Source organism: Stenotrophomonas maltophilia group sp. msm4 (genome assembly GCF_032025605.1).
Lineage (GTDB): Bacteria > Pseudomonadota > Gammaproteobacteria > Xanthomonadales > Xanthomonadaceae > Stenotrophomonas > Stenotrophomonas sepilia.
On sequence record NZ_JAVSKK010000001.1, the window covers coordinates 1,417,186 to 1,439,535 of the forward strand.

At 66.8% G+C, this 22,350-nt stretch carries 20 protein-coding genes and 1 pseudogene; 2 read left to right on the plus strand and 19 right to left on the minus strand.

Annotated elements, in window-relative coordinates:
- Window positions 1–410 precede the first annotated feature (410 nt).
- Together ROV93_RS06715 and ROV93_RS06720 are read left to right on the plus strand one after the other, a co-directional pair.
- Window positions 411–839 carry a PAS domain-containing protein gene (locus tag ROV93_RS06715; RefSeq protein WP_069138376.1) on the plus strand — a complete coding sequence of 143 codons (429 nt, stop codon included), beginning with the start codon at window positions 411–413 and terminating at the stop codon, window positions 837–839.
- Window positions 836–2,365: a sulfite reductase flavoprotein subunit alpha gene (locus ROV93_RS06720; RefSeq protein WP_312538945.1), complete on the plus strand. Its 1,530-nt coding sequence runs from the start codon at window positions 836–838 to the stop codon at window positions 2,363–2,365. The genes ROV93_RS06715 and ROV93_RS06720 overlap by 4 nt, the downstream gene beginning before the upstream one ends.
- A gap of 93 nt (window positions 2,366–2,458) precedes the next feature.
- On the opposite strand, the gene ROV93_RS06725 is transcribed toward ROV93_RS06720, so the two are convergent.
- From ROV93_RS06725 to moaA, 19 genes and pseudogenes are all read right to left on the minus strand, one after another.
- On the minus strand, window positions 2,459–3,127 hold the full coding sequence (locus ROV93_RS06725) for an ATP-binding cassette domain-containing protein (protein ID WP_072167567.1): 669 nt from the start codon (window positions 3,125–3,127) through the stop codon (window positions 2,459–2,461).
- The gene (modB, locus tag ROV93_RS06730; protein WP_065177657.1) at window positions 3,117–3,800 is read right to left on the minus strand and encodes a molybdate ABC transporter permease subunit; all 684 of its coding nucleotides are present in this window, start codon (window positions 3,798–3,800) and stop codon (window positions 3,117–3,119) included. The genes ROV93_RS06725 and modB overlap by 11 nt, the downstream gene beginning before the upstream one ends.
- 3 nt (window positions 3,801–3,803) lie before the next feature.
- Entirely contained in the window at window positions 3,804–4,547 is a 744-nt protein-coding gene (gene modA, locus ROV93_RS06735; protein WP_065185684.1) for a molybdate ABC transporter substrate-binding protein, read from the minus strand.
- A gap of 19 nt (window positions 4,548–4,566) precedes the next feature.
- On the minus strand, window positions 4,567–5,343 hold the full coding sequence (locus ROV93_RS06740; RefSeq protein ID WP_005416832.1) for a helix-turn-helix domain-containing protein: 777 nt from the start codon (window positions 5,341–5,343) through the stop codon (window positions 4,567–4,569).
- A gap of 11 nt (window positions 5,344–5,354) precedes the next feature.
- Entirely contained in the window at window positions 5,355–6,569 is a 1,215-nt protein-coding gene (locus ROV93_RS06745) for a coproporphyrinogen III oxidase (RefSeq protein WP_072167566.1), read from the minus strand.
- Window positions 6,570–6,764: 195 nt separating this feature from the next.
- Window positions 6,765–8,096 carry a nitrate/nitrite transporter gene (locus ROV93_RS06750; RefSeq protein WP_005416836.1) on the minus strand — a complete coding sequence of 444 codons (1,332 nt, stop codon included), beginning with the start codon at window positions 8,094–8,096 and terminating at the stop codon, window positions 6,765–6,767.
- Between the two features lie 23 nt (window positions 8,097–8,119).
- Window positions 8,120–9,019, minus strand: coding sequence for a peptidylprolyl isomerase (locus tag ROV93_RS06755; protein ID WP_065185686.1), 900 nt, complete (start codon window positions 9,017–9,019; stop codon window positions 8,120–8,122).
- Between the two features lie 3 nt (window positions 9,020–9,022).
- Window positions 9,023–9,730 (minus strand): respiratory nitrate reductase subunit gamma, encoded by a 708-nt coding sequence (gene narI / locus ROV93_RS06760; RefSeq protein WP_072167565.1) that lies wholly within the window; start codon window positions 9,728–9,730, stop codon window positions 9,023–9,025.
- Window positions 9,727–10,407 carry a nitrate reductase molybdenum cofactor assembly chaperone gene (gene narJ / locus ROV93_RS06765; protein WP_005416842.1) on the minus strand — a complete coding sequence of 227 codons (681 nt, stop codon included), beginning with the start codon at window positions 10,405–10,407 and terminating at the stop codon, window positions 9,727–9,729. Before narJ ends, narI begins: the two co-directional genes overlap by 4 nt.
- Window positions 10,407–11,951 carry a nitrate reductase subunit beta gene (gene narH / locus ROV93_RS06770; RefSeq protein WP_065177652.1) on the minus strand — a complete coding sequence of 515 codons (1,545 nt, stop codon included), beginning with the start codon at window positions 11,949–11,951 and terminating at the stop codon, window positions 10,407–10,409. Before narH ends, narJ begins: the two co-directional genes overlap by 1 nt.
- A pseudogene (locus ROV93_RS06775) lies at window positions 11,951–15,693 on the minus strand (nitrate reductase subunit alpha). The gene narH and the pseudogene ROV93_RS06775 overlap by 1 nt, the downstream one beginning before the upstream one ends.
- Window positions 15,694–15,765: 72 nt before the next feature.
- Window positions 15,766–17,184, minus strand: coding sequence for a NarK family nitrate/nitrite MFS transporter (locus ROV93_RS06780; protein ID WP_053499738.1), 1,419 nt, complete (start codon window positions 17,182–17,184; stop codon window positions 15,766–15,768).
- A 144-nt stretch (window positions 17,185–17,328) separates the two neighbouring features.
- Window positions 17,329–17,694, minus strand: coding sequence for a hypothetical protein (locus ROV93_RS06785; protein WP_053499740.1), 366 nt, complete (start codon window positions 17,692–17,694; stop codon window positions 17,329–17,331).
- Window positions 17,691–18,233 carry a molybdenum cofactor guanylyltransferase gene (locus ROV93_RS06790; RefSeq protein ID WP_072167564.1) on the minus strand — a complete coding sequence of 181 codons (543 nt, stop codon included), beginning with the start codon at window positions 18,231–18,233 and terminating at the stop codon, window positions 17,691–17,693. The genes ROV93_RS06785 and ROV93_RS06790 overlap by 4 nt, the downstream gene beginning before the upstream one ends.
- Before the next feature lie 36 nt (window positions 18,234–18,269).
- The gene (locus ROV93_RS06795) at window positions 18,270–18,770 is read right to left on the minus strand and encodes a molybdenum cofactor biosynthesis protein MoaE (protein ID WP_005416853.1); all 501 of its coding nucleotides are present in this window, start codon (window positions 18,768–18,770) and stop codon (window positions 18,270–18,272) included.
- A gap of 3 nt (window positions 18,771–18,773) precedes the next feature.
- The gene (locus ROV93_RS06800; RefSeq protein WP_065177647.1) at window positions 18,774–19,034 is read right to left on the minus strand and encodes a MoaD/ThiS family protein; all 261 of its coding nucleotides are present in this window, start codon (window positions 19,032–19,034) and stop codon (window positions 18,774–18,776) included.
- Complete coding sequence (gene glp, locus ROV93_RS06805; RefSeq protein WP_072167563.1) at window positions 19,034–20,287, minus strand: gephyrin-like molybdotransferase Glp; 1,254 nt, start codon at window positions 20,285–20,287, stop codon at window positions 19,034–19,036. The genes ROV93_RS06800 and glp overlap by 1 nt, the downstream gene beginning before the upstream one ends.
- Window positions 20,287–21,282, minus strand: coding sequence for a bifunctional molybdenum cofactor biosynthesis protein MoaC/MoaB (gene moaCB / locus ROV93_RS06810; RefSeq protein WP_072167562.1), 996 nt, complete (start codon window positions 21,280–21,282; stop codon window positions 20,287–20,289). Before moaCB ends, glp begins: the two co-directional genes overlap by 1 nt.
- Window positions 21,283–21,290: 8 nt before the next feature.
- Window positions 21,291–22,271, minus strand: coding sequence for a GTP 3',8-cyclase MoaA (gene moaA / locus ROV93_RS06815; RefSeq protein ID WP_072167561.1), 981 nt, complete (start codon window positions 22,269–22,271; stop codon window positions 21,291–21,293).
- Between the last annotated feature and the right edge of the window lie 79 nt (window positions 22,272–22,350).

Genomic DNA, 22,350 nt, shown 5'->3' on the forward strand with positions numbered 1-22,350 from the left:
ACGCCAGCGGCGCCCGGACAGGCGCTGATGCTGGGAAGGAAGTCGACGCAGGACGTGGGGGACGCCAGCGAGAGGCTCAGGACGACAATAGCCCTGCATGCGATCAATCAACCGTGAAGCCATGGCGATTTCTTTGTGACAACACGTCATGAGCTCAGTACACATGACATGCGCCCGCCTCCTGCCCGTGTCTCCTGCGATGGGGCCGAGCCCACGCCCGGCTGCTGGCAATCCCGCGTGCCGCCTGAGCCGGGCTGGGTTGATCTCTAAAGAGACTCACCCTGCGACACCCGGTCGCAGGCCTTCGCGCTACGCGCTTGACCAATGTCAAACCGCCCGCTGCCACGCGGGCGTATTCCTATGCAGAACCCGAACACGCCGGCGCAGCCGGCCTCTACAAGGACCCTGCGATGAGCTACTCCCCCGACAACGCCCAGCTCGTGAATGCGCTGCAGAACGTCATGGTGATCTCCACCACCGACCTGCAGGGCAACATCACCTACGCCAATGACCTGTTCTGCACGCTCACCGGCTTCGCCCGCGAGGAACTGATCGGCCAGCCGCACAGCATCGTGCGCCACCCGGACGTGCCCAAGGCGGTCTACAAGGACATGTGGGACACCATCAAGGCCGGCAAGACCTGGACCGGCATCGTGCCCAACCTCGGCAAGGGCGGCGTGCTCTACGTGGTCGACACCACCGTGCAACCGCTGTTCGACGGCGACGGCAACATCACCTCCTACATCAGCATCCGCCGCGTGGTGAACGACCTGATGCAGAACTACGACCTGGTCGAGTTCAGCAAGGAAAAGTTCGACGACTTCTACGAGGCCGCGTGAACGCCCTCCCGACCAGTACGCCCTTCAGCCGCCTGCTCGTGGGATTCGCGTCCGAGTCGGGCAATGCCCGCGCCCTGGCCCAGCGCTTGGGCGCGGACCTGCAGCCGCACGCGCCGCAGGTGCTCCCGTTCAACGACATCGACGTGGCCAGTCTCGGCCACGGCGATGTGCTGCTGGCGATTTCCAGCTCGTTCGGCGATGGCGAACCGCCAGCCAGCGGCGAACAGTTCTTCGAAACACTGCGCCAGACCCCGACGCTGGCTGGCCTGCGCTATGCGGTGTTCGGCCTTGGTGACACCGGCTACCCCAACTTCTGTGGCTTCACCAAGGCGCTGGATGCTGCGCTGAGCGAGCGCCAGGCGCAGCCGCTGCTGCACCGCGTGGACGCCGACCTGGGTTACGAGCAGTTCTTCCAGCAATGGCGGCCGGTGCTGGGCAAGGTGCTGGAGGGCGACCTCAACGCTGGCCACGACCTGCACCTGCAGGTCACCGCCTATGGCGAAGACAATGCCTTTGCCGCCCGCATTCTCGAACGTCGCCGCTTGAACAGCAGCGACCCCGCTGCCTGGCACCTGCAGCTGGACATCGCCGGCAGTGGCATGGCCTACCGCGCGGGTGACACCCTGCACGTGGTGCCGGAGAACGATCCTGCCCTGCTGCGGGCATTGGCCACCTGGTACGGCGACAGCACCGCCGTGGCCGCCCTGCACGACCGCGAGCTGCGCCTGCTGAGCAAGGGCGTGCTGCGCGAACTGGCCAGGCTCAGCGGCAGCGAGGGATTGAAGCGCCTGTTGAAGGTCAACCAGAAGCGCGAGCTCGACGCCTACCTGCATGGCCTGGACCTGCTGGACGTGCTGCAGGACCACGCCACGCCGGACGGCGTGCCGCAGGCCCGGCTGCGCGAGCTGCTGTCACCGCGGCTGCCGCGCGCCTATTCCATCGCCTCGCATCCGTGCCACGACCAGCTGAGCCTGTGCGTGCGCGAAGTGCGCTACACCCTGCGCGGCCGCGAGCGCTTCGGCACTGCCACCGGCAGCCTGCTGCATGGCGGCGACCACGCCCGGGTGTACTGCCGTTCCAACCCTGGCTTCCACCTGCCCGATACCGGCCAGGCACCGCTGCTGCTGGTCGGCACCGGCACCGGCATCGCACCGTTGATGGGCCTGATGCAGGAACTGCAGGCCAATGCCTGCGAACGCGAAGTGCACTTGGTGTTCGGCGAGAAGCACCGCCAGCACGACTATCTGTACCGCGACCAGCTGCAGGACTGGCACACGCGTGGCGTTCTGGCTGGCCTGCATACCGCGTTCTCGCGCGATGGCGTCGAAAAGGTCTATGTGCAGCATGTGCTGCAGCAGCGTGCCGCCGAAGTGCGCGACGTGTTGGCCCGGGGCGGGCATCTGTACCTGTGCGGCAACAAGCGCCACCTGGAAGGCGCGGTGCGCGAGGCCATCGATGCCATCGGTGGCGAAGGGCGCTGGGACGCGCTGCGCAATGAAGGCCGCACGCACTGTGAACTGTATTGATCCGTAGATCCTGTAGAGCCGAGCCCACGCTCGGCTGCTTTTCGCAACACCGCCAACAGCAGCCGAGCATGGGCTCGGCTCTACAGATGCAGGTCAATCGCCGACGATACGCCCGTCCACCATGCGCGCCACCTGCTGGCCGAACATGGCCACGTCCTGCGGATCGTGGCTGATCAACAACAACGGGATGCCGGTCTTGTCCAGCACCGCCTCCAACTCCTGGCGCAGGTGCTGGCGAAGGTCATGATCCAGCGCGGAGAACGGCTCATCCAACAGCAACGCCTGCGGTTGCGTCACCAGCGCCCGCGCCAGTGCGCTGCGCTGGCGCTGCCCGCCGGAAATCTGCGAGGGCAGCAGATCACCCACGGTGTCGATGCGGAATGCCTGCAACCACTGCTCCACCGCATCGAAGCGCTGGCCCACGCGCGGATTCAACCACCCCTTCTCCAGCCCGAACGCCACGTTCTGGCGCACGCTCAGGTGCGGGAACAACGCGTAATCCTGGAACACATAGCCCAGCCGGCGGCGCTGCGGCGGCAGATCCACGCCGGTGGCCGCATCGAACAGGGTCTGCCCCTGCACGCGCACATGACCCTGGCCCGGCCGCAGCAGCCCGGCCACCGCCTTCAAGGTCAGGCTCTTGCCCGCGCCCGAAGGCCCGAACAACACCACCTGCCGCTGCGTGCACTGCAGCGATACGTCCAACACGAACTCCTGGCCGGCCGCCTGCAGGCGACGCTGCACCTGCAGGTCAAGCCACATCGCGCAGCTCCCGGCGACGCCCGCCCACCAGCCGCGCGGCCAGCAACAGGATCACGATGCAGACCACCGAGGTGAGAATCACCAGCGCATTGGCCTTGCCGTCCTGGCCGGCCTGTACCGCCTCGTAGATGGCGATCGACAACGTCTGCGTCCGGCCCGGAATGCTGCCGGCCACCATCAGCGTCGCGCCGAACTCGCCCATTGCGCGCGCAAACGCCAGCAGCAGGCCGGCGAGGATGCCGCGCCACGCCAGTGGCAGCGTGATGCGGAAAAACACCGCCACTTCGGACACACCCAGCGTGCGTGCGGCCTGCTCCAGCTGCCCGTCCACTTCCTCGAACGCCGCGCGTGCCGGCTTGAACACCAGCGGCAGCGAGGCCACCGCCGCAGCAATCACGGCCGCCTGCCAGGTGAACACCAGGTTGATGCCGAACCACGACTGCAGCCACGCACCGATCGGACCATTGCGACCGATCAACACCAGCAGGTAGTACCCCAGCACCGTCGGTGGCAGCACCATCGGCAGGGTCAGCAGCGAATCCAGCAGCTCGCGCCCGGGGAAGCGACGGCGGGCCAGCAACGCGCCCAGCGCCACGCCCAGCACCAGATTGATCGCGGTGGCCCAGCCGGCCACCTTCAGCGACAACCCCAGCGCGGTCCAGTCCAGATCCATGCCTCAGGGCTTGCCGAACCCGTGCTTGGCCAGAATCGCCTGGCCCTGTGCCGAACGCACGAAGGCAGCGAAGCGCCGTGCCTCTGCCGGCTGCGTACTGGCCCTGGTCACCGCCAGCGGATACGCAATGCGCCCGGACACCGGCACCGCGAACGCACGGCGCACCCGGTCGGGCATCGCCTGCGCATCGGTGGCATAGACGAAGCCGGCATCCACTTCACCGCGCGCCACGTAATCCAGCGACTGACGCACGTTCTGCGTGGTGATGGTCTTGCCCTGCACCGACGACCACAGGCGCGCCACTTCCAGTGCGCCCTTGGCATAGCGGCCGACCGGCACGCTGTCCGGGTTGCCCAGTGCGATGCGCTGCACACCGGCACCGGCCAGGTCCTTCAAGGTACGCGGCGCCGCCTTGGCCTGCGGTGGCACCACCACCCACAGCGCGTTCACCGCGAACACCTCGCGGGTGCCGGCCGCCAGCAGATCCTGCTGCTGGGCCTGGTCCATGGTGGTTTCGTCGGCCGAGGCGAACACATCCACCGGCGCACCGCGGCTGATCTGTTGCAGCAACACGCCGGACGCGGCGAAGTTGAAATCGACCTTGGTGCCCGGGTGCGCCTTCTCATAGGCATTGCCCAGTTCGCGGAAGCTCTCGGTCAGGCTCGATGCCGCCGAAACGGTCAGCGTGGCCGCCCAGGCCGGCACCGTGGCCAGCAGGCCCAGCAACAACAGTCCAGCTCGCTTCATCGTCGGCTCCCGGCCAGGTTCAGTTCGGATCGGATTCGTCGGCCACCGCCAGCGCGGCCAGGCGCTCGGGCTGCAGCAGCAGGATCTCACGCTGCTTCACCGCGATGATCCCATCATCGCTCAGGCGGCGCAGCACGCGGCTGGCGGTTTCCGGCGCCATCCGCAGGTAGTTGGCGATCTCGGTACGCGCCATCGTCAGGTTGAAGCGCGTGGCAGAAAAACCGCGCCGCGCGTAGCGCTCGGACATGTCCAGCAGGAATGCGGCCATGCGCTCTTCGGTACGGTGGTTGGCGGCCAGCGTGGCGACCTTGCCGATCTCCGCACTGAGCAGGCTGAACAGCTTGGCCTGCAGCCCGGGCATGCGCGTGGCCAGCGAGCTCAGCTTTGGGAACGAGATGCGGCACAGATGCACCGTATCCAGCGCCACCGCATTGCAGGGGAAGCGCGAACCGTGGATCGCATTCAGGCCGATCACTTCGCCCGGCAGGCTGAAGCCCAGCACCTGCTCGTTGCCCTGGCTGTCGTCGACGAAGGTCTTGACCATGCCGGCGCGCACCGCAGCAATCGAATCAAACGACTCGCCAGCGCGGAAGATGTAGTCACCCGCATGGAACGGACCGACGTGGTCGACCAGCACGTGCAGATCGCCCAGTGCGGTCTTGTCGTAGCCCTGCGACATGCAGGCGTCGGAAAACGCGCAGGTGCTGCAGAAGTGCAGCGCGTCGCCGTCATCGGCGGCGGCGGGGTTCGGGGTGGCCTGTCCAAGGCGGCCGTGCGAAGGCGGATTCGAAGACATCTGGGCAAGACTCAAGCGATGGCGGCCGCCGGCCGGAAGCATGCGGCCATCATACGCCACAGCAGGCGCCCTTCTTCGGCCAGCCGCAGCACGCGCGCATCCCAGTGCGCCCAGCCGCGCGCCAGCAACGGTGCCAATGCTGGCAGCTGCCCGGCGAAGCATTCTTCGAACGGTTCATCGTTGCGCCATTCGAAGGCAGCCGCATCGAGCGCGTGATCGCAGGCGATACTCTGCGCCACCTCGGCCGCCAGTCGCTCGTCTTCGGACAGGATCAATCCGGCAGACACGCCCATATGCCCGGCCTGCAGCCGCGCACGCCATTCGCCCAGTTCGTCCTCCAGGCGGTAGAACACCTCGCCGATCTGGCTGCAGGCGGACAGCCCAAGCCCGATGAAATCGCTGCGGTCGCGGCGTGGCACGCCGGCCAGGTCACAATGACGCTGGCCATCGCCCGGGCCATGCGGGATCGGCAGGTCGCCGCGCTGGTAGTGGTCACCACCGATCGGTTCGTAGCCGGCTGCGCGCAGCAGGCGCCAACTCTGCAGCCATCGTGCCGCCGAGGGATGCTCTGGCAGCGCGCAAGGCGCCGGCAGCAGGATGCGCTCGGGCGCTTCGGCCAGCACCTCATGCAGTCGTTCGATGAAGCCGGTATCCGCGCTGCCGGGCACCCGCAACTGGTAGCATCGCGCGGTAAAGCCCACCTGTCGCGCATGCGCCAGCAGCGTCGGCCCCGGTGCATCGGCGCGATCGATCACGTTCAGGCGGGTGCAGCCCACCGCACGCAGTTGTGCCGGCGCCAGCGCGCTGCCCGCGTCCAGCCGCACCTCCACCTGTGGCCGCGCCACGGTGCGCAAGTACTGCGGCACGGCATCCAGCAGCTGGCCCAGCTGTGGTGGCGGCAGCGTCTCGGCCAGCCCCAACTGCAGCACCATTGCCACCACCTCGCGATCTTCAGCCAGCGCGCCGGCCTGCAGGCGCAGCGCCAGCAGCAGGGTGTCCAGATACGCCTGCGGTGGCACGTCGCGCCCGCCACGACCCGCCTGGAAGCCGAGCGTCAAACCACGCGGGATCAGGTGCTCGTTGCTGGCGCGCACGGCGGCGCGCCACCCGCTTTCGCCAAAGCCGGTACTGAACTGGTCAGCCGGCGGAAACAGCACGTGCCGTGGCTGCCGCAGCAATGCCGCCTGCAGCGCAGTGTCCTCGCTCTCGTCAACGTGGAAGCTCATGGCAGACATCTTCGGGCGTTCCTCTTCGCGTGGCCCTGATTGAAATCAAGCGTGGCGCATCTGATGGTTCCTGCCGGCCAGCGGCCGATACTACCCTTTCACCCACCACTCGGTCGTGCCGGCCGCTGGTCGGCATCACCCCTTCACCCGCCGCGTATCGTCCTGGTAGTGCCGGCCGCTGGCCGGCAGCACCCTTCACCCGCCGCGCACCCGCTCGGCGGCAGCCGCGTCGATGGCTTCGGGCAGGTCGGTTTCGCGGTCGATCTGCGGGAAGTGGCGACGTTCCATGCGGCGGATCGCGAAATGCATCCACGCCAGTGCAGCCGCCACCAGCACGAACAGCAGCATGAAGCAGCTGCTCCAGATGCCCACCGCATCGTTCAACGCGCCAAACACGATCGGCAGGACGAAGCCACCCAGGCCGCCGATCATGCCGACCACGCCGCCCACCGCGCCCACATGCCTGGGGTAATACACCGGAATGTGCTTGTAGACCGCGGCCTTGCCCAGCGACATGAAGAAGCCCAGCACGAACACCAGCACGGTGAACATCACCACGCCGATGGCCAGATGGAAATGGAGCGGCCCGTGGATACCCTTCACCACATACTCGGTATCCGGGTAGGCCAGCAGGAAGGTGCAGATGGCCGACACGCCGAAGGTCCAGTACATCACCCGGCGCGCGCCCATCCGGTCCGACATCCAGCCACCGACCACGCGGAACAGGCTGGCCGGGATCGAATAGCACGCCGCCAGCATGCCGGCGTGGCCCACGTCCATGCCATAGGCGCCAACCAGGTAGTGCGGCAGCCACAACGCCAGCGCCACGAAGCCGCCGAAGACGAAGAAGTAGTACAGCGAGAACCGCCATACCTGCAGGTTCTTCAGTGGTGCCATCTGCTCGGCGAACGGCACCGGCTTCACGCCTTCGCGGCGGCGCTGTTCCAGAGACGGGTCTTCCTTGCTGAAGAGGAAGAACAGCACCGCAGTGACCGCCAGCGCGACGGCCCAGACCTTGGCAACCATGGTCCAGCCGGCCGCCACCATCACCAGCGGCGCCAGCAGCTTGGTCACCGCCGAACCGATGTTGCCGGCACCGAAGATGCCCAGCGCAGTGCCCTGCTTGCTGGCCGGGAACCACTTCGAGACGTAGGCCACGCCCACCGAGAAGTTGCCGCCGGCGATACCCACGCACAGCGCGGCAACCAGGAACTGGCTGTAGGTCTGTGCGTAGGTCAGCATCCAGGTAGCGACTGCACCACACAGCATCACCAGCACCATCACCTTGCGGCCACCGAACTGGTCGGACCAGATGCCGAGGAAGACGCGGCTGACCGAGCCGGTCAGCACCGGCGTGGCGATCAACAGACCGAACTGGGTGTCATTCAAACCGAGCTGTTGACTGATCTGGATACCAATGATCGAGAAGATCATCCACACCGCAAAGCACACGGTGAAGGCGAACGTGCTCAGCCACAGCGCACGTTGCTGCTGCCCGGCACTGGCGGGGGCAAGGGCCTGGTTCATGAATTTTCCTCGTTCAAAGGGGTTCAGCCGATATCCGCTTCGGCTTCGATCTCATCCAGCCCGCGCACCGGGTAGCGTTCCTGCAACTGCAGCAGGTAGGCCTGCACCTCGCGCTGCCGCACCTGCAACTCCAGGTAGTCACGCAGCTGCGGCAGCACGGCCTCGAACGGCTGCGGCTGGCCTTCCTCGCGGGCATCGACGCAGACCACGTGGTAGCCCCAGCGCGATTCCACCGGGAAACCGGCCAGGCCTTCGCGCAGGCGGAACACCTGTCGGTCGAACTCCGGCGTGGTCTGCCCACGCTGCAGCCAGCCCAGGTCACCGCCTTCGCTGCTGGACGGGCAGCGTGAATGACGCAGGGCGAAATCGGCGAACAGGTGCGGCGACTCCTTCAGCAGTCCGAGCAGCCGCTCGCCCTCGGTGCGTGCAGCGAAGCGCCCGGCCACGTCGTCGGCCGGTGCGGCCAGCAGGATATGGCGCAGGCGCACACGGTCGGGGGAGCGGAAGCGCTCCGGGTTCTGCTCGAAGTAGCGCCGGCAGTCTTCATCGGTCGGCACGCGGTCTTCGATCGCGTCTTCCAGCAGCTGCTGGATCAGCACTTCCTCGTCACTTACCCGGTTACCCTCCGGCGCCTGCAGGCCCAGCCGCTGCGCTTCCAGGCGCAGCAGTTCGCGCACCACCAGTGCGCGTGCCGCTTCGGCACGTGACTGTTGCGGGCGCATCGCCCGGTGGTGCTGCATCTCGCGGGCGATGTCGGCCTCGCTGATCGCGGTCTCGTCCACGAACAGCCGGCACGGTGCCGGCTGCCCGAGCGAACGCGGCCCCTGCGCCGCCGCGTCATGGTGGTGCGAATGCGCCTCGGCGGGAACCGGTGCGGCGGAGTCGATCACGGTAATCGGCAGGAATTTCGGCAGGCTGCGCATGGTTTACTCCCGCGGCCCATAGCGCAGCGTGGCCTGACGGCGGCGCACCACCTGGTAGGGCCGCCACAGGTAACTGATCGGAATGCTCCATACGTGCACCAGGCGGGTGAACGGCGCGATCAGGAACAGGGTCAGGCCCAGGAAGATATGCATCTTGTAGACCCAGCTGACGCCCTCGATGTAATAAGCGGCTCCGGCACGGAAGGTCACGATGTGCTGCGCCCACTCGGCCAGCTGCACCATCACCCCACCGTCCAGGTGACCGGACGAGACGCGGATACTGTACAGGCCCAGGCACAGCTGCGCGAACAGCAGCACCAGCACCAGGGTGTCACCGAAGCTGCCGGTAGCCCGAACACGCGCATTGAACAGGCGGCGTACCAGCAGGATGCTGATGCCGATGAAGCACAGTGCGCCGAACACACCACCGACCACCATCGCCAGCATCTGCTTCTGCGAGGAGGTGATGAAGTGCTCGTACACCGCGTGCGGCGTCAGCAGCCCGACCAGGTGGCCGCCGAGGATGGCCAGGATACCGATGTGGAAGCAGTTGCTGCCGAGCCGCATGCCCTTGTCCGACAGCATCTGACTGGAGCCGGTGCGCCAGGTGTACATGGCCTTGTCATAGCGGGCCCAGCTGCCGATCAGCAGCACTGCCACGGCGATGTACGGGTAGTACTGGAAGGCGAATTGATGCAGGGAGTAACTCATGGCTGGACCTCACGATGCGAAGGACGGGCCGGCGAACGCACGGGCGGCTTGCAGTCTTCGGCAGGGGCTTCGGCGCCGAAGCGCACCGCCTCCTCCTCCCACAAGCGGTCCATGGCCTCGGCGGTATCGTCGCGGACTTCCTCGCTGGCACGCTGGCGCAGCGCCTGCAGATCGGCCTTGCCGTCACCGGCTTCGACCAGGATCTCGAACAGCACCCGGTGCGGCAGCTCACGCTCGGCGGCACGCGCGGCCAGCATGCCGGCGATATGGCCGATGTGGTGCAGCCACTCGCGGGCCTCGCTACCGGGGCGGTGGGCCAGGAACTCCAGCAGCAACGGCAGGTAATCCGGCAGCTCGCGGGCATCCAGTTCGAAGCCGTTGCGGCGGTAGGTTTCGACCAGATCGACCATGGCCTGGCCGCGGTCGCGCGACTCGCCATGGATGTGTTCGAAAAGCAACAGGCTCATCGAACGGCCGCGGTCGAAACTGGCCAGCCACGCCGCCTGTGCATCCAGCGCATCGGTGGCCAGCAGCTGCTGCACGAAGCTGCGCAGCTGCTGGCGGCGGGCGGGGTTCAGCGCCGGGTCGTCACAGGCGGCGAGCAGCTCCTCGCCGTGCTCCCACAGTTCCTCGCGGGGGTAGTCCAGCAACACCCCGACCAGCTTGAGCACGCTCATCACACCACCTCCTTGCGGCGCTGGTTCGGGCCTTTGTCCACCACGAAGGTGGTGGTCTTGCGCTGCCCGAACAGGTCCGCCGGGCTGTCACCATTGCAGCCGTTTCCGAAGCTGAAGCCGCAGCCGCCGCGCTCACCGAAGGCGTCGTTGGCGTACTCGCGGTGGCCGGTCGGAATCACGAAACGGTCCTCGTAGTTGGCAATGGCCAGATAGCGGTACATCTCTTCCACCTGGGCGATGCTTAGCCCGGTCTGTTCCAGCACGGCGGTGTCTTCCACGCCGTCCACGTTCTTGGCCCGGCGCCAGGCACGCATCGCCATCAGCCGCTCCAGCGCGCGTACCACCGGCGCCTCGTCACCGGCCGTCAGCAGGTTGGCCAAATAGCGCATCGGGATGCGCAGCGACGCCACGTCCGGCAGCTCGCCGCTCATGCCCACGCGGCCACGCTCGGCGGCGGACTGGATCGGCGACAGCGGCGGCACATACCAGACCATCGGCAGCGTGCGGTATTCCGGGTGCAGCGGCAGCGCCAGCTTCCAGTCGATCGCCAGCTTGTACACCGGCGACTGCTTGGCCGCATCCAGCCAGCTGTCCGGGATGCCTTCCTTGCGCGCGGCGGCGATCACTGCCGGATCGTTCGGGTCCAGGAAGATGTCCAGGTGGGCCTGGTACAGGTCCTTCTCGGCGGCTACCGAAGCGGCCTCGGCGATGCGGTCGGCGTCGTACAGCATCACGCCCAGGTAGCGGATGCGGCCCACGCAGGTTTCCGAGCACACGGTTGGCTCACCCATCTCGATGCGCGGGTAGCAGAAGATGCACTTCTCCGACTTGCCGCTCTTCCAGTTGTAGTAGATCTTCTTGTACGGGCACGCCGACACGCACATGCGCCAGCCGCGGCACTTGTCCTGGTCGATCAGCACGATGCCGTCTTCCTCGCGCTTGTAGATCGCGCCCGAGGGGCACGCCGAGACGCACGCCGGGTTCAGGCAGTGCTCGCACAGGCGCGGCAGGTACATCATGAAGGTCTTTTCGAAGGCGCCGTAGATCTCCTTCTGCACCTGGTCGAAGTTGTAGTCGCGTGAGCGCTTGCTGAACTCCGAACCGAGGATCTCCTCCCAGTTCGGGCCCCACTCGATCTTCTGCATGCGCTCGCCACTGATCAGCGAACGCGGGCGTGCGGTGGGCTGGTGCTGGCTGTCCTTGGCGGTGTGCAGGTTCTGGTAGTCGAAATCGAACGGCTCGTAGTAGTCGTCGATCTGCGGCAGGTCCGGGTTGGCGAAGATCTTGGCCAGCATGCGCCAGCGGCCACCTGCGCGTGGCACCAGCTTGCCGGCGCGGCTGCGCACCCAGCCGCCGTTCCACTTGTCCTGGTTCTCCCATTCCTTCGGGTAGCCGATGCCCGGCTTGGTTTCCACGTTGTTGAACCAGGCGTACTCGACGCCCTCGCGCGAGGTCCAGACGTTCTTGCAGGTGATCGAGCAGGTATGGCAGCCGATGCACTTGTCCAGGTTCAGCACCATCGCGATCTGTGCACGGACCTTCATCACACCACCTCCTTTACAGCTGCAGGTACTGCCTCATCGTCCAGCCAATCGATCTTGTCCATCTTTCGCACGATCACGAACTCGTCGCGGTTGGTTCCGCAGGTGCCGTAGTAGTTGAAGCCATAGGCCAGCTGCGCGTAGCCGCCGATCATGTGGGTCGGCTTGAGCACGATGCGGGTCACCGAGTTGTGGATGCCGCCGCGGGTGCCGGAAATCTCCGAGCCCGGCACATTGATGATGCGTTCCTGCGCGTGGTACATCATCGCCATGCCCGGCATCACGCGCTGGCTGACCACCGCACGCGCGGCGATCGCACCGTTGACGTTGAACAGCTCGATCCAGTCGTTGTCGACGATGCCGGCACTGCGCGCGTCGTCCTCGCTGATCCACACGATCGGACCACCGCGCGACAGCGTCTGCATGATCAGGTTGTCGCTGTAGGTGCTGTGGATGCCCCACTTCTGGTGCGGGGTGATCCAGTTCAGCACGATCTCCTTGTTGCCGTTCGGGCGCTGGTTCAGCAGCGGCTCCACCGTGCGCGTGTTGACGGGCGGGCGATAGCTCATGAAGGCCTCGCCGAAGTCGATCATCCATTCGTGGTCCTGGTAGAACTGCTGGCGACCGGTCACCGTGCGCCACGGAATCAGCTCGTGCACGTTGGTATAGCCGGCGTTGTAGCTGACGTTGTCGTCTTCCAGTCCCGACCAGATCGGCGAAGAGATGATCTTGCGCGGCTGCGCCTGGATGTCACGGAAGCGGATCGCCTCGTGCTCCTTGCCCACCGCCAGATGCGTATGCTCGCGACCGGTGAAGGCGCCCAGCGATTCCCAGGCCTTCACCGCCACGTGGCCGTTGGTTTCCGGCGCCAGGTGCAGGATTACTTCGGCCGCGTCGATCGCGGTCGAGATGGCCGGGCGCCCCTGGCTTATGCCTTCTTCGTGCACGGTGTGGTTCAACTTGCCGAGGAACTCGACCTCGTGCTTCGTGTCCCAGCTCATGCCCTTGCCGCCGTTGCCCTGCTTGTCCAGCAGTGGGCCGAGCGAGGTGAACTTGCGGTACAGGTTCGGGTAGTCACGCTCCACCACCGTCATCGACGGCATGGTCTGGCCCGGAATGGCCTCGCACTCGCCCTTCTTCCAGTCGGCTACGCCGAACGGCATGCCCAGCTCGTTGGGGTGTCGTGCAGGGTCGGCACCAGCACCAGGTCCTTCTCCACGCCCAGCACGCCCGGCGCCATCTCGCTCACGGTGCGGGCCACCTCCTTGAAGATGTCCCAGTCGCTGCGCGATTCCCACGCAGGGTCCACCGCCTTGGACAGCGGGTGGATGAACGGGTGCATGTCCGAGGTGTTGAGGTCGTCCTTCTCGTACCAGGTTGCCGTCGGCAGCACGATGTCCGAGTACAGCGCGGTGGTGCACATGCGGAAGTCGAGCGTGACCAGCAGGTCCAGCTTGCCTTCCGGCGCGTCGTCGCGCCACTTCACCTCCTGCGGCTTCACTGCGCCCATTTCGCCCAGGTCCTTGCCCTGCAGCCCGTGGCGCGTACCCAGCAGGTGCCGCAGCATGTACTCGTGGCCCTTGCCCGAGGAACCGAGCAGGTTCGAGCGCCAGATGAACATCATGCGCGGGTGGTTCTGGCTGGCGTCCGGGTCGGCGAAGGCGAAGTCCAGCGAGCCATCCTTGAACTTGCCCAGCGCGTAGTCCGCCGGGGCCACGCCGGCCGCTTCGGCCTCGCGTACCAACTGCAGCGGGTTGCGGTCCAGCTGCGGGGTGCTCGGCAGCCAGCCCATGCGCACCGCGCGCAGGTTCAGGTCGGCCAGGCTGCCGCTGTACTTGCGGGCATCGGCCAGCGGCGACAGCAGCTCGTCCACCTGCAGCTTCTCGTAACGCCACTGCCCGGTGTTGAAATAGAAGAACGAGGTGCCGTTCATGTGGCGCGGCGGCTTGCTCCAGTCCAGGCCGAACGCGAGCGGCTGCCAGCCGGTCTGCGGGCGCAGCTTCTCCTGGCCCACGTAATGCGCCCAACCGCCGCCGGTCTGGCCCACGCAACCACACATGATCAGCATGTTGATCAGGCCGCGGTAGTTCATGTCGTTGTGGAACCAGTGGTTCATGCCCGCGCCGACGATGATCATCGAGCGGCCGTGGGTCTTGTCGGCGGTACGCGCGAACTCGCGGGCGATCTCGATCACCTCGGCGCGCGACACGCCGGTGATGCGCTCCTGCCACGCCGGCGTGCCCGGCACCCTGTCATCGAAGCTCGATGCCACGTTGCCGCCGCCAAAGCCACGGTCCACGCCGTACTGGGCCAGCAGCAGATCGTAGACCGTGGCCACCAGCGTCTCGCCGCCGTCGACCGTGGCCAGGCGGCGCACCGGAATGTTGCGGTCCAGTACGTCTTCGGCCGGTGCGGCGGTCCAGCCGTCGCTTTCAATGCCACCGAAGTACGGGAAGCTCACCGCCTCGATGCCGTCATTGGCGTCGGACAAGCTCAGGCGCAGGCGCGTGTCGGCGCCATTGCTGGCCTTCTCTTCGATGTTCCAGCGGCCCTTTTCACCCCAGCGGAAACCGATCGAGCCATTGGGCACCACGATCTGGCCGCTGTTCTCGTCGTAGGCCAGGGTCTTCCAGTCCGGGTTGTTGGCTTCACCCAGCCCGCCCAGCTCACTGGCGCGCAGGAAGCGGCCCGCCACCAGGCGGCCATCGTCGCGGCGCTCCAGGCGCACCAGCATCGGCATGTCCGAGTACTGGCGGCAGTAGTCCTGGAAATACTGCGAGGGCGAATCGACATGGAACTCACGCAGGATCACATGGCCGAACGCAAACGCCAGCGCAGCGTCGGTGCCCTGCTTGGGGTGCAGCCAGTGGTCGGTCAGCTTGGCCAGCTCGGAATAGTCCGGGCAGATCGCCACCGTCTTGGTGCCGTTGTAGCGCGCTTCGGTGAAGAAGTGCGCATCGGGCGTACGCGTCTGCGGCACGTTCGAGCCCCAGGCGATGATGTAGCGGCTGTTGTACCAGTCGGCCGATTCGGGCACGTCGGTCTGCTCGCCCCAGATCTGCGGCGAGGCCGGCGGCAGATCGCAGTACCAGTCGTAGAACGACAGGCAGGCGCCGCCCAGCAGCGACAGGTAACGCGCGCCGGCGGCGTAGGACACCATCGACATCGCCGGAATCGGCGAGAAGCCGACCACGCGGTCCGGGCCGTACTGCTTCACCGTGTACAGATTGGAAGCGGCGATGATCTCGTTGGCCTCTTCCCACTGCAGGCGCACGAAGCCGCCCATGCCGCGGCGGGTCTTGTACGAACGCGCCTTCTCCTTGTCTTCAACAATGCTGGCCCAGGCATCGACCGGGGCCTTGCTCCTGCGCGCTTCGCGCCACAGGCGCAGCAGCGTGCCGCGGATCAGCGGGTACTTCAGCCGGTTGGCGCTGTACAGGTACCAGGAGTAGCTGGCGCCACGCGGGCAGCCACGCGGTTCATGGTTGGGCAGGTCCGGACGCGTGCGCGGGTAATCGGTCTGCTGGGTTTCCCAGGTGACCAGGCCGTTCTTGACGTAGATCTTCCAGCTGCAGGAGCCGGTGCAGTTCACCCCATGGGTGGACCGCACGATCTTGTCGTACTGCCAGCGGGCGCGGTAACTGTTTTCCCAGTCGCGGCCCTCGCTCTTGGCAAATCCATGGCCATCGGCAAAGGTCTGGGGGTCACGCTTGAAGAACTGCAAGCGATCGAGGAAATAACTCATCGGGGATCTCCCTTTGCGGACATCGGCATCGTGGCTGTGTGTGTCATCTGGCTGCGGTGCGTTTTCATGTCGTCAGCAGGGTGTCTCGGCACCGCGCCGGTAGTACCACCACCAGGTCACGGCCAGGCAGGTGACATAGAAAACAACGAATCCGTACAGCGCCATGTCGGGGCTGCCGGTCAACGTAATGGACGAGCCGTAGCTCTTGGGAATGAAGAAACCGCCGTAGGCGCCGATCGCACCGGAAAAGCCGACCACCGCAGCCGACTCGATGCTGGCCTGGTGCGCGGCGGTAGCCTTGCCCTCGGCGTTGTCGTTGGCCGACCAGCGCTCATGCAGCGTGCGGAAGATCACCGGGATCATGCGGAAGGTCGTGCCGTTGCCGATGCCACTGAGCACGAACAGCGCCATGAAGCTGAGCAGGAAGCCATGGAAGTTGCCGCCCTGGCCATCGCTGGGCAGGAAGTGCAACACACCGAACACCGCGGCGATCATCAGCGCGAACACCCAGAAGGTCAGGCGTGCGCCACCCCAGCGGTCGGCCATGCTGCCACCCACCGAGCGCATCAGTGCGCCCAGCAGCGGGCCGATGAAGGCGTAGGCCAGCGGGTTCACGTCCGGGAACTGGCTCTTCACCAGCATCGGGAAGCCGGCCGAGAAACCGATGTAGGAACCGAAGGTACCGATGTACAACCAGCACATCAGCCAGTTGTGCTTGCGGCGGAAGATCACCGCCTGCTCGGAGAACGACGAGCGGGCGCTGGTCAGGTCGTTCATGCCGAACCAGGCCGCGATGGCGCACAGCGCGATGGCCGGCACCCAGATGAAGCCGGCGTTCTGCAGGAACAGCGGTGCCCCACCCTCCACCGTGGGCTGCGGTGCACCACCCAGCGCACCGAACACGCCTACAGTGATGACCAGCGGGATCACCGCCTGCGCCACCGACACGCCCACATTGCCCAGGCCAGCGTTCAGGCCCAGCGCCAGGCCCTGCTTCTGCTTGGGATAGAAGAAGGAGATGTTGGACATCGACGATGAGAAGTTCGCGCCACCGAAGCCGCACAGGATCGCGATGGCCACGAACACCCAGTACGGCGTGGCCGGGTCCTGCACCGCAAAGCCGAGCCAGAGCGTCGGCGCCAGCAGCGAGGCGGTCGACAGCGCGGTCCAGCGGCGGCCGCCGAAGATCGGGATCACGAACGAATAGAAGATGCGCAGGGTCGCGCCGGACAGGCTGGGCAGCGCCACCAGCCAGAACAGCTGGTCGGTGCTGAAGTTGAAGCCGATCTTCGGCAGGCTGATCGACACCGCCGAGAACAGCACCCAGACCGAGAAGGCCAGCAGCAGCGAGGGGATCGAGATGACCAGGTTGCGGGTGGCAACCCGCTTGCCGGTGCGCTCCCAATAGCCGGGGTCCTCCGGCGTCCAGTCGCTGATGACGCGACCCGGACGGGCAGTGCTGCGGACAACAGGATCGCTACCGACGGTCATACATGGCTCCAAGGCTGTGGAATGACGTGGGTATTGCTTTCAAGTTGTGACCCGTCGTCGTGCAGCCATTAGGCCGTGCGGCAACTACGACGGGGTTGATCTGGATCAATCAGGGGCCGGTTTTCACCCTGCCCCTGACAAATGTCAAACCGATGAAGCGGTATTGCGGCGCGTGACTCCGCGCTGGCGCACGCTGTCGCGCACGTCCACATCGAACTGCAGCTGAAGCCGGCTGCCATCTTCCAGGGCAATGTCGAATGGCAGGCCATCCCGGCACGGCAGCCGCGCCGCCAAGGCCTCAACCGCCGGGCGCGGCAGCACCAGGCGGCAGAAGGTGCCACCATCGAGCAGCACCGGCCGCTCGCCGCCATGCAGCGACACCGCCATGCCCCAGCCCTCGATACCGCCGAAGCGGGTCATGTTCTCGACCGATTCACCGGCCAGCAGGCGCGCCAGTTCGGCCTCGTCCAGGCGAAGCCGTACCGATTGGTCCTGCAACTGCACTTTCATGACGCAACATCCTCCCATTGTTCGGGGGTATTGCAGTTGACCAGCCCGGCCTCGTCAACCGGCGCCAGGGCCACGGAATTCACGCCAAGACGGCGCTGCAGGGCCTGCAGCGAGCGCGGGCCGTCCGGGTCATCCAGCATCGATCCAAGTACGTTGCGGCAAGCATCGTCTATATCCACCAGCATGGGCAGGGGGTGGCCCGCAAAGATCGTGCATGGACCGCGATGGCCGTCACGCAATTTCTGTAGCAATCGCGGCGGCAGCAGCGGTGTATCCACCGGCACCACCCAGGCCGGGCCATCGGGCATGCGCATCGCCACGCTGTAGAGCCCGCCCAGCGGCCCGCAACGTGCCAGGCGGTCCGGTATGCCGCCGAACGCCGGGTAATTTCCGCTGACCCAGACCTCGCGTGCGCCAGCCTGCATCAACAGGCCCCGCATGTGTTCCAGCAGCGTGCGCCCCTGCCACGGCAGCAGCGCCTTGTCGCGGCCCATCCGGGTGGACAGGCCACCGGCCAGCACGATGCCGGTGATGCTCATCGCAGTAGAGCCACGCCATGCGTGGCTGCGCCGGCATCAATGTTGATGATCGTGCGCATGGTCATGGGCATGTGCAGGTTCACTGTCCGCGTGGCAGAGGCTGCAGCCCTCGCTCCACGCGCTGTCGCCGTCTTCGTAATGTTCCTGCTTCCAGATCGGGCACTGGTGCTTGACCACCTCGATCAATTGCCGGCAGGCCCGGAATGCCTCGTCACGGTGCGGGCTGCCGGCGGCCACCACCACCGCCACATCGCCGATGCCGAGCCGGCCCTTGGCATGGGCCACATACAGCTTCAGCTTCGGGCCAAACGTCGCCTCGACCTCGGCGGCCAACCGCTTGAACTCGTTCAACACCAGCGGCTCGAACAGGTCGTAGGTGATCCCGGTCACCGGCCGGCCGATGTTGACGTCGCGCACCTTGCCGATGAACACATCGATGCCGCCGAAGCCCGGATCGGAGACCGCCGCGATGCCCTCGGCCGGATCGATCGCCGCCTGCGCGCGGTCCACCACCTTGGCAATGATCGTCTCGCTCATCGCTCAGCCCCCGCTCACCGGCGGCAGGATCGCCACCCGGCCATCGTCGGGCAGCGCCTCGTCGTCGCGCAGCACGCGTTGCTGATCGGCGAATGCCGAGTAATCCAGCAGGCCGGCACGGAAACCCGGCCAACGCAGTGGCAGCAGCTCGCGCAGCGCCTGGCGCAGATCGGCCACGGTGCCACCAGCCACCTCCACCGCGATTTCACGGCTTGCATCCAGATCGGAAAACGCACCGAACAACTGCAGATTCACCTGTCTCATCACGGCTCCTGGCTCGCCAGCTGCACCGGGTCCTGATGACCCCAGCCCTGCACGCGCACTGGCGTGCCGGCAGCGGCCACGCTGCCCTCGCCTTCCAACACCACCCAGGCGTTGGCCTGCAGCATGGACATCAAACGGAATGATTCCTGCCCGGACAGCACGCGCGCACTCAGGCGCCCCTGCGCGTCCACTTCCACCCGCGCCCGCGCGTGGAAGCGCAGGCCCGGCGGCGTGCGCACGTCGGCCTGCAGCGGCAACGTCAGCACCGGCTCCGGTGCCAGCCCCAGCAGGCGGCGCAGCACCGGCTCGACGAAGAAGCGCTGGCCCACGGCCGCCGAGACGGGATTGCCCGGCAGGCCGAAATACAGCGCGCCATTGGGCAGCACCGCAAACAGCAACGGCTTGCCGGGGCGGATCGCCACCTTGTGGAACACGATGCGCGCACACCGGCCGCGCAGCGCATCGGGAACGAAATCGTACCGACCAGCCGACACCGCGCCGGTGCTGATCAGCACCTGCGCGCCCGCGGCGAGCGCTTCATCCAGCACTGCATTGAAGGCGGCCACGTCGTCGCCCACCGTGCCCTGCCAGACCACCTCGGCACCGGCGGCCTGCAGGCGGCCAACCAGGTACGGCCGGTTGCTGTCACGAATCTGCCCGGACGCCAGCGTCTGCGCCGCCTCGGTCACCAGCTCCTTGCCGGTGGCGATCACTGCGGCCCTTGGCCTTGCCACCACCGCCACCTCGCCCACGCCGATCGCATGCAGCAGGGTGCGCGCGTTGATATCCAGCACCTGCCCGGCCTGCAGCACGCGCTCGCCGTCGCTTACATCCTCGCCACGCAGGCGCACGTTCTGGCCCGGCTTCACCAATGCCTTCAGGGCAATGCGGGTCGGGCGGCCGTCCTCGCTGGCGAGGATCTCCACATTCTCGACCGGCACCACCGTGTCCAGCCCAACCGGCATGCGTGCCCCGGTCATGATTTCCCAGGCACCCTCGCCGCCTTCGGCGCCAGCATCGCCGGCCGCCTGCCAGCCCTGCACCGCGAACTCGGTACCGGCCTCGAACGTCGCGCCGTCGGCGCGCAGCGCGAAGCCGTCCATCGCCGAATTGTCGAACGGCGGCAGCGACTGCGCGCTGTGGATGTCACGGGCCAGAGTGCGGCCGCCGGCCTCATGCAGCGGCAGATGTTCAGCCGGCAGCGGCATGGCCGCGTCCAGCAGGTTCTGCAAGGCTTCGCTATAGGCAATCATCAGTGGCCACCACCCTCGACCATTGCCAGTGCGTGGCCCAGTACCGGCGCCAGGATGTCCAGGCACTGCGCCGCCGCCTTCGGGCTGCCCGGCAATGCAAACACCAGCATGTTGCCCAGCTGCACCACCTCGGCGCGGCTCAGCCAGGCCATCGGCGTGTGCTGTGCACTCAGTGCACGCACCATCTGCGCCAGGCCATGCACCGGCCGCGCGTTCAAGGAACGCAACGCCTCCGGGGTCAGGTCTCGCGGGCCCAGCCCGGTCCCGCCGGTACACAGGCACAGGCGCACGCCCTCGGCGGCCAAGGCCTGCAGGCGGCCCGCCAACGGCTCGATGCCATCGGGCAGTACCTCGGCGGCTACCACCTCGCCCCCCAGTTTTTCCACGCCAGACACCAGGGTCGGGCCGGACACATCTTCATAGGTGCCGTCGCTGGCGCGATCGCTCAGCGTGATCACCGCGCAGGCCGCGCCCTCCAGGCCCTTCGGCGCACGCGGTTTGAAACGCTCACGCTCGGCCTCGTCCATGCCGTCCGGGTGCAGCCAGACACCACGCTTGCCGCCTTCCTTGAACAGCAGGCGGATGCCTTCGATGCGCAGCGCCGGTTCCACCGGCTTGCTCAGGTCGTACAGGGTCAGCAGCGCCGCGTTGACGCCGGCCAGTGCCTCCATCTCCACGCCGGTGCGGGCCTCGCTGGCGCACTCGCACCACACGCGGATCGCCTGCCGTTCCGGCACCGGCGCGCAGAACACCTGCACCAGTTCCAGCGGCAGCGGATGGCACAGCGGCATCAGCATCGACGCCATCTTGGCACCCTGCAGGCCTGCAATCTCGGCCATCACCAGCGCATCGCCCTTGGGCAGGCGGCGCTCGACGATCAGCGGATAGGCCACTGGACCGGCATGCAACTCGCCCACCGCCACCGCACGGCGGCGGCTGATGCGCTTGTTGCGCACATCGGCCATGTGGAAGGCCGCGTTCAATTCCCCACTCATCGTGTTGCTCATCCTCCGATGGAGGCCAGGTGCGGGGTCAGCCCGGTCTGGCCCTGGTGCAGTCCATGCCCGGCCGCTTTCAGGCCAAGCTGGGTGGTGATGCGTGCCAGCAGCGCGTCGCGGTCCTCGTCGCGCTGCAGCAGCGGGCGCAGCGGAACGCCGAACTCGCCAAACAGGCACAGCCGCAGGTCGCCCCTGGCGGTCACCCGCAGGCGGTTGCAGCCCTTGCAGAAGTCACGCGAATACGGCGCGATGATGCCGATGCTGCCGCGATGGTCGGGGTGGCCGAACTCGCGCGCCGGGCCGGCATCGGCCGCGCGCGGGCGCTCGTGCCAGCCCGCAGCCAGCAGCTGCTCGATCACCCGATCGGCGCGCAGGTGGTGGCGCTGGAAATAGGCTTCGTTGTCGCCGGTGCGCATCAGCTCGATGAAGCGCACGCTGAAGGGGCGATCGCGCAGGTAGTCCATCCACTGCGGCAGCTCGTCGTCGTTCAGGCCGCGCAGCAGCACCGCGTTGAGCTTGATCGCCTGCAGGCCCAACGCCTGCGCCAGGGCCAGGCCCTGCTGGATCTCCGGCAGGCGGTCGTGCCCGGTGATGGTGTGGAAACGTTCGCGCTGCAGGCTGTCCATGCTCACGTTCAGCGCGGTCAGGCCGGCCCGGTGCCATCCCGGCAGGCGCCGCGGCAGCAGCGTGCCATTGGTGGTGATGGCCACCTTGCGGATGCCCGGCACCGCCGCCACGGTGGCGATGATCTCGTCCAGGTCCTTGCGCAGGCTGGGCTCACCGCCGGTCAGGCGGATCTTGCTCATGCCCAGCGCGGCAAACGCACGCACCACCCTTGCGATTTCATCCACCTGCAGGAAGCGCGGGCGGCCATCGGCCTGGTAACCGTCGGGCAGGCAGTAGCTGCAACGGAAGTTGCAGGCTTCGGTCAACGACAGGCGCAGGTACGGAAAGCTGCGTCCGAAACCGTCGGTGAGTTGGCTCATGGCTGGTCCACCTTGTTGCTCCACCGTCTTGCCTGTTCCCGGAACGGCCCGGATACCCTCGCCTGCTGGAACGATTGCC

Excerpts from the sequence above, each read along its gene's own strand:
- ROV93_RS06715 (WP_069138376.1), top strand. The coding sequence starts at position 411 with ATGAGCTACTCCCCCGACAACGCCCAGCTCGTGAATGCGCTGCAGAAC.
- ROV93_RS06725 (WP_072167567.1), bottom strand. The coding sequence starts at position 3,127 with ATGTGGCTTGACCTGCAGGTGCAGCGTCGCCTGCAGGCGGCCGGCCAG.
- modB (WP_065177657.1), bottom strand. The coding sequence starts at position 3,800 with ATGGATCTGGACTGGACCGCGCTGGGGTTGTCGCTGAAGGTGGCCGGC.
- modA (WP_065185684.1), bottom strand. The coding sequence starts at position 4,547 with ATGAAGCGAGCTGGACTGTTGTTGCTGGGCCTGCTGGCCACGGTGCCG.
- ROV93_RS06740 (WP_005416832.1), bottom strand. The coding sequence starts at position 5,343 with ATGTCTTCGAATCCGCCTTCGCACGGCCGCCTTGGACAGGCCACCCCG.
- ROV93_RS06745 (WP_072167566.1), bottom strand. The coding sequence starts at position 6,569 with ATGAGCTTCCACGTTGACGAGAGCGAGGACACTGCGCTGCAGGCGGCA.
- ROV93_RS06750 (WP_005416836.1), bottom strand. The coding sequence starts at position 8,096 with ATGAACCAGGCCCTTGCCCCCGCCAGTGCCGGGCAGCAGCAACGTGCG.
- ROV93_RS06755 (WP_065185686.1), bottom strand. The coding sequence starts at position 9,019 with ATGCGCAGCCTGCCGAAATTCCTGCCGATTACCGTGATCGACTCCGCC.
- narI (WP_072167565.1), bottom strand. The coding sequence starts at position 9,730 with ATGAGTTACTCCCTGCATCAATTCGCCTTCCAGTACTACCCGTACATC.
- narJ (WP_005416842.1), bottom strand. The coding sequence starts at position 10,407 with ATGAGCGTGCTCAAGCTGGTCGGGGTGTTGCTGGACTACCCCCGCGAG.
- narH (WP_065177652.1), bottom strand. The coding sequence starts at position 11,951 with ATGAAGGTCCGTGCACAGATCGCGATGGTGCTGAACCTGGACAAGTGC.
- ROV93_RS06780 (WP_053499738.1), bottom strand. The coding sequence starts at position 17,184 with ATGACCGTCGGTAGCGATCCTGTTGTCCGCAGCACTGCCCGTCCGGGT.
- ROV93_RS06785 (WP_053499740.1), bottom strand. The coding sequence starts at position 17,694 with ATGAAAGTGCAGTTGCAGGACCAATCGGTACGGCTTCGCCTGGACGAG.
- ROV93_RS06790 (WP_072167564.1), bottom strand. The coding sequence starts at position 18,233 with ATGAGCATCACCGGCATCGTGCTGGCCGGTGGCCTGTCCACCCGGATG.
- ROV93_RS06795 (WP_005416853.1), bottom strand. The coding sequence starts at position 18,770 with ATGAGCGAGACGATCATTGCCAAGGTGGTGGACCGCGCGCAGGCGGCG.
- ROV93_RS06800 (WP_065177647.1), bottom strand. The coding sequence starts at position 19,034 with ATGAGACAGGTGAATCTGCAGTTGTTCGGTGCGTTTTCCGATCTGGAT.
- glp (WP_072167563.1), bottom strand. The coding sequence starts at position 20,287 with ATGATTGCCTATAGCGAAGCCTTGCAGAACCTGCTGGACGCGGCCATG.
- moaCB (WP_072167562.1), bottom strand. The coding sequence starts at position 21,282 with ATGAGTGGGGAATTGAACGCGGCCTTCCACATGGCCGATGTGCGCAAC.
- moaA (WP_072167561.1), bottom strand. The coding sequence starts at position 22,271 with ATGAGCCAACTCACCGACGGTTTCGGACGCAGCTTTCCGTACCTGCGC.